The sequence below is a fragment of the Streptomyces sp. CA-250714 genome, assembly GCF_050936705.1.
Taxonomy (GTDB): Bacteria; Actinomycetota; Actinomycetes; order Streptomycetales; family Streptomycetaceae; genus Streptomyces.
Genome location: NZ_JBNJMI010000001.1, coordinates 2,194,949 through 2,207,527, shown reverse-complemented (window position 1 = coordinate 2,207,527; position 12,579 = coordinate 2,194,949). Strand labels below are relative to the sequence as shown.

The 12,579-nt window shown below is 72.3% G+C and carries 9 protein-coding genes; 6 read left to right on the top strand and 3 right to left on the bottom strand.

Annotated features, from left to right (window positions below; genetic code table 11):
• Positions 1-72: 72 nt before the first annotated feature.
• From ACQEU8_RS09640 to ACQEU8_RS09620, 5 genes are all read left to right on the top strand, one after another.
• A complete protein-coding gene (locus ACQEU8_RS09640; RefSeq protein ID WP_433098881.1) occupies positions 73-873 on the top strand; it encodes a RodZ domain-containing protein in 801 nt (266 codons plus the stop codon).
• Positions 874-986: 113 nt separating this feature from the next.
• On the top strand, positions 987-2,639 hold the full coding sequence (gene rimO, locus ACQEU8_RS09635; protein ID WP_433098879.1) for a 30S ribosomal protein S12 methylthiotransferase RimO: 1,653 nt from the start codon (positions 987-989) through the stop codon (positions 2,637-2,639).
• Positions 2,636-3,460 carry a CDP-diacylglycerol--glycerol-3-phosphate 3-phosphatidyltransferase gene (gene pgsA, locus ACQEU8_RS09630; RefSeq protein ID WP_433098877.1) on the top strand — a complete coding sequence of 275 codons (825 nt, stop codon included), beginning with the start codon at positions 2,636-2,638 and terminating at the stop codon, positions 3,458-3,460. Before rimO ends, pgsA begins: the two co-directional genes overlap by 4 nt.
• A complete protein-coding gene (locus tag ACQEU8_RS09625) occupies positions 3,457-4,044 on the top strand; it encodes a CinA family protein (RefSeq protein WP_433102276.1) in 588 nt (195 codons plus the stop codon). The genes pgsA and ACQEU8_RS09625 overlap by 4 nt, the downstream gene beginning before the upstream one ends.
• Before the next feature lie 130 nt (positions 4,045-4,174).
• Entirely contained in the window at positions 4,175-4,555 is a 381-nt protein-coding gene (locus ACQEU8_RS09620; protein ID WP_209240443.1) for a helix-turn-helix domain-containing protein, read from the top strand.
• Between the two features lie 564 nt (positions 4,556-5,119).
• On the opposite strand, the gene ACQEU8_RS09615 is transcribed toward ACQEU8_RS09620, so the two are convergent.
• Positions 5,120-5,914, bottom strand: a complete 795-nt coding sequence (locus tag ACQEU8_RS09615) for an SDR family NAD(P)-dependent oxidoreductase (protein ID WP_433098874.1) — start codon at positions 5,912-5,914, stop codon at positions 5,120-5,122.
• Positions 5,915-5,947: 33 nt separating this feature from the next.
• Positions 5,948-6,814 carry a DNA-formamidopyrimidine glycosylase family protein gene (locus ACQEU8_RS09610; protein WP_433098872.1) on the bottom strand — a complete coding sequence of 289 codons (867 nt, stop codon included), beginning with the start codon at positions 6,812-6,814 and terminating at the stop codon, positions 5,948-5,950.
• Between the two features lie 157 nt (positions 6,815-6,971).
• On the opposite strand from ACQEU8_RS09610, the gene ACQEU8_RS09605 reads away from it, so the two are divergent.
• Entirely contained in the window at positions 6,972-7,607 is a 636-nt protein-coding gene (locus tag ACQEU8_RS09605) for a MarR family winged helix-turn-helix transcriptional regulator (RefSeq protein WP_433098870.1), read from the top strand.
• Positions 7,608-7,667: 60 nt separating this feature from the next.
• On the opposite strand, the gene ACQEU8_RS09600 is transcribed toward ACQEU8_RS09605, so the two are convergent.
• Complete coding sequence (locus ACQEU8_RS09600; protein ID WP_433098868.1) at positions 7,668-12,500, bottom strand: DNA glycosylase AlkZ-like family protein; 4,833 nt, start codon at positions 12,498-12,500, stop codon at positions 7,668-7,670.
• Positions 12,501-12,579 lie beyond the last annotated feature (79 nt).

Sequence of the window (12,579 nt, the reverse complement as noted above, 5' to 3'; positions counted from 1 at the left end):
CTTGCCCCACCCTTTTGCCTCGCCCCTAGACTGAACCTCCAGCAGGTGGCTACACGCTCGAAAGGCGCCCCCGTGTCCATCGGCAACTCCCCCGAAGAGGACCGGCCCCCGGTCGGTCGAGCCCTCCAGCAGGCCCGAATCGACGCACGGTTGACCGTGGAAGAGATCAGTACCTCCACGCGGGTGCGAGCCCCGATCGTGCAGGCGATCGAGCAGGACGACTATTCCCGGTGCGGTGGGGACGTGTACGCGCGCGGTCACATCCGCACGCTCGCGCGCGCCGTCGGGCTCGACGGTGACGCCTTGGTCGCGCAGTACGACGAGGAGCACGGCGGCCGCCCCGAGCCGACCGCGCCCGCCACGCTGTTCGAGGCGGAGCGCATCCGCCCCGAGCCGCGCAGGCCCAACTGGACCGCGGCCATGGTCGCCGCCATCGTCGCGGTGATCGGTTTCGTCGGCTTCACCCTGGTCAGCGGTGGCGGCGGGGACTCGGGCAAGCAGGCCGCAGAGGAAGCACCGTCCCCGGCCCCCTCCAAGCCCGCCGACAAGCCGTCCCCCTCCAAGACGAGCGATCCCAAGCCCTCCGAGAGCGCCATCGCAGGGGCACCCGGCGACAAGGTCACCGTGCGGATGACCGCGGAGAAGGGCAACAGTTGGGTCTCCGCGAAGGACCACAACGGGCGGCTGGTCCACGAAGGAGTGCTCAAGGAGGGGCACTCCAAGACCCTCACCGACGACAAGCGGCTCGATCTGGTGCTCGGCAACGCGGGCGGCGTGAAGCTGTACGTCAACGGCAAGCAGGTCAAGCACGCGGGCGAGGTCGGCCAGGTGCAGCGGCTCAGCTACACCCGCGGCGACCCCGAGGCCGGCTGATCCGCCGGTCCCACTGCTGACCTGGTCCGGGCGGCTGACCTGCCCGGGCCGGTGAGCTGGGCGGCCGCAACCTGGCGGCGGGCGGTGCCGACGGGACGAAGTAGGCTGAGCCCATGCCCGAACGCCGTACCGTCGCCCTTGTCACTCTCGGCTGCGCACGTAACGAGGTGGACTCGGAGGAGCTCGCAGGCCGCCTGGCGGCGGATGGCTGGGACCTCGTCGAGGACGCCGCCGAAGCAGATGTCGCCGTCGTCAACACCTGCGGTTTCGTCGAGGCCGCCAAGAAGGACTCCGTCGACGCGCTGCTGGAGGCCAACGACCTCAAGAGCGCGGCCCGTCAGGGCGAGGGCAGAACCCAGGCCGTGGTGGCCGTCGGCTGTATGGCCGAGCGGTACGGCAAGGAGCTCGCCGACGCGCTGCCGGAGGCGGACGGGGTCCTCGGGTTCGACGACTACGCGGATATCTCCGACCGGCTCGGGACGATCCTGAGCGGTGGTGTGCACGCGCCGCACGTCCCGCGCGACCGGCGCAAGCTGCTGCCCGTGAGCCCCGCAGAGCGCCAGGGCGCCGCTGTCGCGCTGCCCGGGCACGGAGCTGTGGAGAAGGCCGGGACGGCGGATTCCCGGGCGGCACAGGGGGCGCAGGAGTCCGCTGAGGCGGCTGAGTCCGCGCCCGCCGACCTGCCCGAGGGGATCGCGCCCGCCTCGGGGCCGCGCGCGCCGCTGCGGCGGCGGCTGGGCAGCAGCCCCGTCGCCTCCGTCAAGCTCGCCTCCGGCTGCGACAGGCGCTGCTCCTTCTGCGCCATTCCCTCCTTCCGCGGCTCCTTCATCTCCCGCCGCCCCGCGGACGTGCTCACCGAGACCCGCTGGCTGGCCGAGCAGGGCGTGCGGGAGATCATGCTCGTCTCGGAGAACAACACCTCCTACGGCAAGGACCTGGGCGACATCCGGCTGCTGGAGACGCTGCTGCCCGAGTTGGCGGCCGTCGACGGCATCGAGCGGGTGCGGGTGAGCTACCTCCAGCCCGCCGAGATGCGGCCAGGGCTGATCGACGTCCTCACCGGCACCGAGAAGGTGGCGCCGTACTTCGATCTGTCCTTTCAGCACTCGGCGCCGGGAGTGCTGCGTGCGATGCGGCGCTTCGGTGACACCGACCGTTTCCTCGGACTGCTGGAGGAGATCCGTAAGCGAGCGCCCCAGGCCGGTGTGCGGTCGAACTTCATCGTCGGCTTCCCCGGCGAGAGCGAGCAGGACCTGGCGGAGCTGGAGCGCTTCTTGACCGCGGCCCGCCTCGACGCGATCGGAGTGTTCGGGTACTCGGACGAGGAGGGTACGGAGGCCGCCGGATACGCGGAGAAGCTGCCCGCCGACGAGGTCGCCGAGCGGCTCGCGCACATCTCGCGGCTTGCCGAGGAGCTGACCGCCCAGCGCGCCGAGGAGCGGGTGGGGGAGACCGTGCGGGTGCTGGTCGAGGCTGTGGACGAGGAAGAGGGTCCCCTCGGGCGCGGTGCGCACCAGGCTCCGGAGACCGACGGCCAGGTGCGGCTGCTGCTGCCGGAGCCGGCCGGTCCTGCGGACGGGGAGCAGGAGCTGACGGTCGGCCGTATGGTCGAGGCGCGGGTGGTCGCGGCCGAAGGCGTGGATCTCGTCGCGGAGCCGCTCGTGGCGGCTGTTGCGGGCCATGGTGCCGTTCCGGCCACGCGCGCCGGTGCCCTCGGCACTGCTGCTGACGGACCTCGCCGGGCCGGCGAGGAGGCGGGCAGATGACCGGAGTGCCGGCCTCCGCGGCACGGCGTGGCACCGTTCCCAAGCCGAAGGCGGTGAGCACCGTACGCCCTGTGAGCCTGTGGAACATCGCGAACATCCTGACCATGGTGCGGCTGCTGCTGGTACCGGGGTTCGTGCTGCTCATGGTGGCGAACGGCGGGCACGATCCGGCCTGGCGCTCGTTCGCCTGGGCCGCCTTCACCGTCGCCATGATCACCGATCTGTTCGACGGGGAGCTGGCCCGCCGGTACAACCTCGTCACCGACTTCGGGAAGATCGCCGACCCCATCGCGGACAAGGCGATCATGGGCGCTGCGCTGATCTGCCTCTCCGCCCTCTCCGACCTGCCCTGGTGGGTCACCGGCGTGATCCTCTTCCGGGAGCTGGGCATCACGCTGCTGCGGTTCTGGGTGATCCGGCACGGAGTGATTCCGGCCAGCCGCGGCGGCAAGCTGAAGACCCTCGCCCAGGGCGTCGCCGTCGGCATGTACGTCCTGGCGCTGACCGGGCCGCTGGCGACGGCCCGGTGGTGGGTGATGGCGGTGGCCGTCCTCCTGACCGTCGTCACCGGCCTCGACTACGTACGGCAGGCCGTGGTGCTGCGCCGGGCGGGGCTGGCGGCCGAGGCAACGGCAGCCGGACCGTCCGCGGCCGCTCCGTCCGCCCCTGGGGATGCGGGGGAGGCTGACGACGACGGCGCAGCGCACGACGGTGGTGGCGGAGAGAACGTAGCTGCGGCGGGGGACGGTAGTAACGCCGAGGACGCGGGGAACGAAGTAGACCCGGGAGGCGAGGGGAACGCAGGGGGTGAACGGTCCTGACGGATGTGGAATCGCGGGCCGGCGGTGTGCTGGCGCTGCTCGCCGGGCGGAGCCAGACGCTCGCCGTCGCGGAGTCGCTGACCGGGGGCTTGATCGCCGCTGAGATCACAGCCGTCCCTGGTGCCTCACGAGCCTTCTGCGGTTCCGTGACGGCATATGCGACCGCGGTCAAGAGGGATGTACTCGGGGTGGACGGGGCACTCCTTGAGGAGCGGGGCGCTGTCGACGCCGAGGTCGCGCTCGCGATGGCGCGGGGCGTACGCACTGCTCTGGGCGCCGACTGGGGCCTCGCGACGACGGGTGTGGCCGGTCCGGAGCCTCAGGACGGGCAGCCGGTCGGAACGGTGTTCGTCGCTGCCGTCGGCCCAACGGCCGAGGCGGTGGTGGAGAAACTGCGGCTCGAAGGCAGCCGGAGCGGCGATCGAGCCGGTGACAGCGGTGAGGAAGCCGGGGAACGTGTGCGTGCCGGGATTCGTACGGAGAGTGTTCGAGGAGCGCTGGAGCTGCTCTACAAGGAACTGATCGAAAATGCTGGAGGGCAGGATAGGGAACAGACCGGGGGGAATGGATGTTTGCAGCCCTGAGTGAACACGACATCGCTCCCCGCACGGCTGCGTGCCAAGGCGGTACGGTGGAGCCTGAAGGAGTCGGGGCCAACTGGCCGTCCCGATACAGGCTGTGGAAGACGCCGCGCGTTGAGAGGGAGGAGCACCGATGATTCTGCTCCGTCGCCTGTTGGGTGACGTGCTGCGTCGGCAGCGCCAACGTCAGGGTCGTACCCTGCGCGAAGTCTCTTCGTCCGCCAGGGTCTCGCTCGGATACCTCTCCGAGGTGGAGCGCGGCCAGAAGGAAGCCTCGTCCGAATTGCTCTCGTCGATCTGTGACGCACTCGATGTGCGGATGTCCGAGCTGATGCGAGAGGTCAGTGACGAGCTGGCGCTCGCGGAGCTCGCCGAGTCCGCGAAGAGCGACGCAGTGCCCGCGCCGATGCGGCCGGTGCTCAACCCGCTGTCCGTCACCTCGGTCACCGGAGTGCCCGAGGAGCGTGTCACGATCAAGGCGCCGACGGAGGCCGTGGACGTGGTCGCCGCCTGACCGCCGTGTGACGTCCTCGGCCGTGCACCTCTGCCGTGCGCGTCGGCCGTGTGACGTCGGTGGCGCGAAGGGCGCATGAGACGAACGACAGACCCCGCTGGAGGAACCCGGCGGGGTCGTCTCGCGTTCGGCGCCGCGGAGTCGCTGGACGTACGCCAGGACGCGGACGCTCCTCAGGCTGCGGACTGCTCGTCGCACTGTGTGACCTACGCTTCGTGGTCGCGCGGTTGCCCGGAGTGCGGGACGATGGCCGTGTTCTCGACTTCGTCGATGGTCTCGCGTCCCTGCCGCGCGCGGCGTTCCCGCCCGGTGCGGACGAGTGCCGTCGCGGGAGGTGGCGGCGTGCCGGGTGTGAGCCCCTTGCTGCTGTGCCGCTGGGTGATCGGCAGCGCCTGTACGGTCGGCTGGTTGTGTGCGATATGGCGGGTGGCCGTAGGGGAAGGCGGCCCGGTGGAAGCTTCGGTGACAGCGGGGGGATGGGGGCTGAGCGTGATACCCGTGCATGTGGCGCGGGGCGGCGCGGGGGAGAGGGGCCGAGGCGGGGAGCGGGTGGCGCCCGGCGGGCTACCACGGCATCGCGACGCCGCCGTTGGGGCGCAGGATCTGCCCCGTTGTGAAGGATGAGGCGTCCGAGACCAGGTGCAGCACCGCGTGGGCGACCTCCTGGGCCTCACCGACCCGCCCCAGCGGCGACATCCTGGCCAGGGCGGCCTCCGCACGCTGCCGGCTCGCCGCGTCGTCCCGTTCCGTCATGGGCGTACGCACCCAGCCGGGTGCCACCGCGTTGACCCGGATGCCGTGCTCGCCGAGCTCGGTGGCGAGGGTTTTTGTCAGCTGGACGACGGCGGCCTTGGCGACGCCGTAGCACAGCAGCCCGGGGGAGCCGGTGTCGATCGCACCGGAGGCCATGGTCACCAGGGCGCCCCGGGTGCCGGTTCCGATCATGCTGCGGGCGGCTTCCTGGCAGGTGTGGAGGACTCCCTTGAAGTTCACGGCGAGTACCCGGTCCAGGTCCGCCTCCTCGGTCTCCAGCACCGTGCTGCGGTGCATGATTCCGGCTATTGCCGCGGCGATGTCCAGGCTGCCGCCCGTGCGCACTGCCGCCGCGACAGCGTTGCTGAGTGCCGCACGGTCGGTCACCTCCAGTGGGTGCGCCCAGGCGTCGCCTCCCGCCTGCTTGATCAGCTCCGTGGTGCGGGCCAGGCCCTTCTCGTCCCGGTCGGCGCAGTGCACGGCCGCGCCCGCCTGGGCGAGCAGTACGGCGGTCGCGCGGCCGATGCCGCTGGCGGCGCCGGTCACCAGGGCGGTGCGGCCGGTCAGGTCGTATGCCGGGAGGCTGCTGTACGCCGGAGGGCTCATGGTGAACGACGCTACGGAGAACCTGACGGAGCGTCAATTGCTCGGTGGCCTGTGGTCGCTGGGCGCCGCGCGGTCGCCGCTGGGTTCACCGGCCGTCGGGGGCTGGCAGTGCGGGCAGTACCAGACCGTGCGGGGGCGGTCCGGCGGTCCGTGGGAACCGGTGCGAATCGGGGTGCCGCAGCGATAACAGGGGCGGTTCTCGCGGCCGTACACCGCCAGATTGCGGTCGGGGCGCGGGCTGTTGGTCGTACGGCGGCGGACGCGGTCCTTGTTCGCCTCCAGCAGCCGCTTGGCCGCGGTGAGCAGACGGGTCGGCAGCGGAGGCGGCAGTGAACCCACCGGGGCCCAGGGCGAGGTGCGGGCGAGGAAGCACAGTTCGGTCGCGTAGACGTTTCCGATGCCCGCCAGGTTGCGCTGGTCCAGCAGCGCCTCGACCAGCGGCCGTGCCGGATCCTGGAGCAACCGCCGCTCGGCTTCGGCCGCGTCCCAGTCGGGTCCGAGCAGATCGGGCCCCAGGTGGCCGACTGCCGTGAACTCCTCCGCAGTGCGCAGCAGTTCCAGCACAGGGAGCTGGATTCCGGCCGCCGTGTGCGAGTCGGTGGCCAGCAGTGCGCGGACCTGGTGTGCCGGTCCGAAGCCGCCGGGAGGGCTGGTCCTGCCGGGCGGGTTGGCCTTCACACGCCAGGAGCCCTCCATACCCAGGTGCGAGTGCACCGTGAGGCCGCCTTCGAGGCGCATCAGCAGGTGTTTGCCGCGCGGAGTGACGTTCAGCAGCGTGCGCCCGGACAGATCGACGGTGGCCAGCCGGGGCACCCGGAAGTCCGTACGGGCCAGCTGGTGCCCGGCCAGTGCGGAGTGCAGGGTGTGCGCCGTACGCCAGACGGTGTCTCCCTCGGGCATCCGACCGTCACTCCTTCAGTGATCTTCCGGCATCCTGACGGCATCGCGGGCCATCACCGGCTCCTTGTGGACATATGCCCATGGTCGCAGGAACCACTGGCCGAACCGGGGACAGCGACGAGAAGTGGGAGACGATCACGGGATACGATCCGGGGCCATGGGGCAGTGGGGATACGAACGACAGCACGACGCGCTCGACGTGGACGGAGAGGCCGAGGCCGAGCAGAGGGATGCGCTGGAGGGGGCGCGGGACTGGGTCGACGACCATGTCGACCGCTGGCAGCCGGTGCTGCCCGAGCTCAACCCCCATATCGAGGGCGCCGTCACCCGCATGCAGTTCCTCGCCGACCATCTGCGGCGGGCGGGAGAGCAGGCCCTGGCGGAGTTCGGGCTGCGCCGGGAGGAGCATGAGGCGCTGCACATGCTCGCCGGACACGGCGGCCGAAGAGACCTCACCCAACTCGCCCTCGACCTGGGAGCGGCCCCCAGCACCTTGTCCGAGCGGCTGGACGTCCTGGAGAAGCGCGGCTTCGTCACCCGTGAGTCCGCCGGCGGCCGGACCACCGCCGAGGGCGAGCAGGGTGAGCGGATTGAACTCACCGATGAGGGGCACGCCACCTGGCTCGCCGCCATAGAGGCGGCCGGCGAGGAAGAGCGCCGCCTGTTCGGCGCCCTCGACTGGCACGAACAGCGTCTTCTGGCCGGTCTCCTCCGCCAGATCATGCTGGCGACCGAGACGTACGACGGGACAGCCGGGACGGACGACCAGGACTGGACGTACGACCAGGGCTGACGGACCCCGTTGCGGGCCGACCCGGTGGGCGGCAGGCGGTAGGGCGCTGCCGCCTGCCGTCTAACCCGCCCGCAGCCGCAGACCACGCGGGGTCGGGTGGAAGCCCGCGGCCTCCAGCGCCGTGCCCAGCGGGGCGGAGAGCGCCGCCGTGCCGTTGACCCGCTCCACCGTGACAGTACCCAGCGCGCCTTGGCGTGCTGCCTGAGCCAGCGCTTCGACGGCGGCCGCCAGCCGGGCGGTGCCGGGCTCGCCGCCGGCTGCGGCGGCCGGCTGAGCCTGGGACTCCCTGGTGGCGCCCTCCGGCGCCTCGGGGTCGTGCGTCCAGGCCAGCAGCGTCTTGCCGCCCCGCTCGACGTACAGCGTCAGCACGCCGTCGACCAGCACCACCAGCGCGCCCGCCTTGCGGCCCGGCTTGTGGGTGGCGCCCGGCGGGGGCGGCGGCCAGGGCAGCGCGGCGCCGTAGGCGTTCGCCGGGTCGGCGGCGGCCAGCACCAGCGCGCGCGGGCCGGTGCGTGCGCCGCCCGGGCGCGAGTCGCCGTACACCCCCGGAGTGCCGTACGCACCCGTGGCTTCGCCCTCCCGTTCGCGGGCAGTACTGACCGCGCGCAGCCTGTCCACGGCGCCGTCCATCGCGAACTGTGCGGCGCCCAAGCCTTCGACCACATAGCCGCGCCGCGCCTGCCCGCTCTCTTCGAAGGCGGACAGCACCCGGTACGCGGCGGAGAAACCGCCCTCCACTCCTTCGGCGGCCACCGCGCCACGGGTCACCACGCCGTGCCGGTCCAGCAGCGTGCGGGCCAACGCGTGCGCCCGGTGGGTGGGTTCGCTCTCCGGCTCGGGCAGCAGCGACCAGCGGCCCGCGACGGTCGGTGGCGCGGAGGCCGGTGCACGGCCCGGCCCTCTCCGTCCGACACCGCTGCCCGCGGCCACCGCGGCAGCGGTGAACGAGCCGTAACGACCGCGTGGGGTTGGCCGCTTGGCGCGGTGTGCCGACGCTCCCGCCGTACGTCCTGAGCCCAGCAGCGCCCGCAGCGGCGCGAGCGTGTCGCCGGTGACCCTCCCCGACCAGACCAGGTCCCACAGTGCCTCGGTGAGTTGCGGATCGGTCGCCTCCGGGTGCGCGGCGCGTGCTCGTTCGGCAATCTGCCGGAAGAACAACCCGTATCCGCCCTCCAGTGCGGAAAGCACCGCCTGGTGCACCGGTGTCAGCTCCAGGGGATGCGGGGGAGGCAGCAACAGCGGGGCGGTGTCGGCCAGATGGAGGGAGATCCAGCCGTCATTGCCCGGCAGCGCCCCCGCGCCCGCCCAGACGATCTCCCCCGAGGCCGTCAGCTCGTCCAGCATGGGCGGGGCGTAGTCGGCGACCCGGCCGGGCAGCACCAGCTTCTCCAGCGCGGACGCGGGAACGGGCGCGCCCTGCAACTGTTCCACCGTGCGCAGCAGTCCCTCGACGCCGCGCAGGCTGTTGGTGCCCACGTGCTGCCACTGCGGCAGAAACGCGGCGAGTGCCTGGGGAGCGACCGGCTCCAGCTCCTGCCGGAGTGCCGCCAGCGAGCGGCGGCGCAGCCTGCGCAGCACGCCGGCGTCACACCACTCCTGGCCGATACCCGAAGGGTGGAACTCCCCCTGCACCAGCCGCCCGCTCGCCGCCAGCCGGTGCAGCGCGCCGTCCGCGACGGCGGTGCCGAGACCGAAGCGGGCCGCGGCGTCGGCGGAGGTGAACGGGCCGTGTGTACGGGCGTAGCGCGCCAGCAGGTCGCCCAGTGGATCGGCGACCGGCTCGGTGAACGCCTCGGGTACGCCGACCGGCAGCGCGGCACCCAGCGCGTCCCGCAGCCGTCCGGCGTCCTCGACCGCGGCCCAGTGCTCCCGGCCCGCGATCCGCACCCGGATGGCCCGGCGGGCCGCCTCCAACTCCGGTGCCCAGCCCGGCTCGGCGCCGCGCTCCGCGAGCTCGTCCGAGGTGAGGGGGCCCAGCAGCCGCAGCAGATCCGCCACACCCTCCACGTCCTTGAGGCGGCGGTCCTCGGTGCGCCACTGGAGCTCCCGCTCCAACTCGTGCAGCACATCGGCGTCCAGCAGCTCCCGCAGCTCCGCCTGGCCCAGCAGCTCCGACAGCAGCCGCGAGTCCAGGGAGAGTGCGGCGGCCCTGCGTTCGGCCAGCGGCGAGTCGCCCTCGTACAAGTACTGCGCGACATAGCCGAACAGCAGGGAGCGGGCGAACGGGGACGGCTCCGGGGTGGTGACCTCGACCACCCGCACCCGGCGGGACTCGATGTCGCCCATCAGCTCCGTCAGGCCCGGCAGGTCGAAGACGTCCTGGAGGCATTCGCGGACCGCCTCCAGGATGATCGGGAACGAGCCGAACTCGCCGGCCACCTGGAGCAGCTGGGAGGCTCGCTGCCGCTGCTGCCACAGCGGGGTGCGCTTTCCCGGGCTACGGCGCGGCAGCAGCAGCGCGCGCGAGGCGCACTCCCGGAACCGGGCCGCGAACAGTGCCGAGCCACCCACCTGGTCGGTGACGGTCTGCTCGATCTCGCCCTTGTCGAAGAGCACGTCGCTCACGCCCAGCGGCGGCTGGTCGGGGTCGGCCGGCAGCTCCTGCTCCGGCGTACGAGGGGAGCGCGGCTCTGCGTCGAACTGCGGGTCGAACAGATCGAGGTCCATCAGCTCGGCGTCCGGCAGGCGCAGCACCAGTCCGTCGTCGGCGTGCATGACCTGGGCGTCCATGCCGTACCGCTCCGTCAGCCGCGCGCCGATGGCCAGCGCCCAGGGGGCGTGCACCTGCGCGCCGAACGGGGAGTGCACCACGATGCGCCAGTCGCCCAATTCGTCGCGGAACCGCTCCACGACGATCGTCCTGTCGTCCGGCACATGACCCGCGGCCTCGCGCTGCTCCCCCAGGTAGGCCAGCAGATTGCTGATCGCCAGCGCGTCCATGCCGGAGGCCGCCAGCCGCTCCTCGGCCTGCTCGCGGGTCAGCGAGCCGATCTCGCGCAGGAAGGCGCCCAGTGCCCGCCCCAGCTCCAGCGGCCTGCCCAGCTGGTCGCCCCGCCAGAACGGCAGCCGCCCCGGCACCCCCGGCGCGGGAGTGACCAGCACCCGGTCGCGGGTGATGTCCTCGATCCGCCATGTCGTCGTCCCCAGGGTGAAGACATCGCCGACCCGGGACTCGTAGACCATCTCCTCGTCCAGCTCCCCGACACGGCCGCCGCCCTTCTTCGGGTCGGCGCCCGCCAGGAACACCCCGAACAGCCCGCGGTCCGGGATGGTGCCGCCGGAGGTGACGGCCAGCCGCTGCGCCCCCGGGCGGCCGGTGACCGTGTTCGCCACCCGGTCCCACACCAGGCGCGGACGCAGCTCAGCGAACGCGTCGGACGGATACCGCCCGGCGAGCATGTCCAGCACCGAGGTGTACGCGGACTCCGGGAGCGCGGCGAAGGGTGCGGCCCGCCGCACCAGAGCCAGCAGTTCGTCCACGTCCCAGGTGTCGACGGCCGTCATGGCGACGATCTGCTGGGCGAGGACGTCCAGCGGGTTGGAGGGGATGCGCAGCGCCTCGATGGCGCCCTCGCGCATCCGCTCGGTGACCACGGCGGACTGCACCAGATCGCCCCGGTACTTCGGGAAGACCACGCCTGCCGAGACCGCGCCCACCTGGTGGCCCGCCCGCCCCACGCGTTGCAGCCCGGAGGCGACCGAGGGTGGCGACTCGACCTGGATCACCAGATCGACGGCGCCCATGTCGATCCCCAGCTCCAGGCTGGAGGTGGCCACCACGGCGGGCAGCCTGCCTGCCTTGAGGTCCTCCTCGACCTGGGAACGCTGCTCCTTGGAGACCGAGCCGTGGTGCGCCCGGGCGATGAGCGCCGGCGCACCCGTGACCGCGCCCGCGTTGCCCATCAGCTCAGCCGGTGAGTGGTCCTCGGGCATGGGCTCGCCCGTGGCGCGCTCGTAAGCGATTTCGTTCAGCCTGTTGCACAGCCGTTCTGCCAGGCGGCGGGAGTTGGCGAAGACGATGGTGGAGCGGTGCTCCTGGATGAGATCGGCGATCCGCTCCTCCACGGAGGGCCAGATCGACGGCTTGCCGCCGCCACCCGGGCCCGCAGCGTCGGGCCCTGCCGCGTCCTGCACGGGGGAACTGCCCAGCTCGCCCATGTCCTCGACAGGCACCACCACCGACAGCTCGAACTGCTTGCCCGAAGGCGGCTGCACGATCGCGGCGTTCCGGCGGGGCGAGAGAAAGCGGGCCACCTCATCCACCGGGCGCACGGTCGCCGACAGCCCGATACGGCGCGCGGGGCGCTCCAGCAGGTGATCCAGCCGCTCCAGGGAGAGCGCCAGATGAGCACCGCGCTTGGTGCCCGCCACCGCGTGCACCTCGTCGACGATGACCGTCTCGACGCCGGATAGCGCGTCACGGGCACCGGAGGTCAGCATCAGGAACAGCGACTCGGGCGTGGTGATCAGGATGTCCGGCGGACGGCGGGCGATCGACCTGCGCTCGGCTGCGGGCGTGTCACCGGAGCGGATCCCGACCTTGATCTCCGGCTCGGGCAGACCCAGCCGTAGTGACTCCTGGCGGATGCCGGTGAGCGGACTGCGGAGATTGCGCTCCACATCGACGGCGAGCGCCTTCAGCGGCGACACGTACAGCACCCGGCAGCGCTTGAGCGGGTCGGCGGGCGGCGGCGTGGCGGCCAGGGCGTCCAGCGAGGCGAGGAAGGCGGCCAGCGTCTTGCCGGATCCGGTCGGCGCCACCACCAGTGCGTCCGACTCCTCGGCCAGCGCACGCCAGGCCCCCTCCTGCGCCCCGGTGGGCTCGCTGAAGGCACCCGTGAACCATGCACGGGTCGCCGGTGAGAAGGCGTCCAGCGCCGATGTCCGACCCATGCTCCCCATCGTGCAGCACGGCACTGACAGCGGCCCGGGTCCGGCGCCGATGCCGATGCGGAGGCCGCGTCCGGCGCCG

What these genes read in the sequence shown, in the direction of transcription:
- pgsA (WP_433098877.1), top strand. Translation starts at nt 2,636, where the DNA reads ATGACCGGAGTGCCGGCCTCCGCGGCACGGCGTGGCACCGTTCCCAAG.
- ACQEU8_RS09615 (WP_433098874.1), bottom strand. Translation starts at nt 5,914, where the DNA reads ATGAGCCCTCCGGCGTACAGCAGCCTCCCGGCATACGACCTGACCGGC.
- rimO (WP_433098879.1), top strand. Translation starts at nt 987, where the DNA reads ATGCCCGAACGCCGTACCGTCGCCCTTGTCACTCTCGGCTGCGCACGT.
- ACQEU8_RS09600 (WP_433098868.1), bottom strand. Translation starts at nt 12,500, where the DNA reads ATGGGTCGGACATCGGCGCTGGACGCCTTCTCACCGGCGACCCGTGCA.
- ACQEU8_RS09610 (WP_433098872.1), bottom strand. Translation starts at nt 6,814, where the DNA reads ATGCCCGAGGGAGACACCGTCTGGCGTACGGCGCACACCCTGCACTCC.
- ACQEU8_RS09620 (WP_209240443.1), top strand. Translation starts at nt 4,175, where the DNA reads ATGATTCTGCTCCGTCGCCTGTTGGGTGACGTGCTGCGTCGGCAGCGC.
- ACQEU8_RS09605 (WP_433098870.1), top strand. Translation starts at nt 6,972, where the DNA reads ATGGGGCAGTGGGGATACGAACGACAGCACGACGCGCTCGACGTGGAC.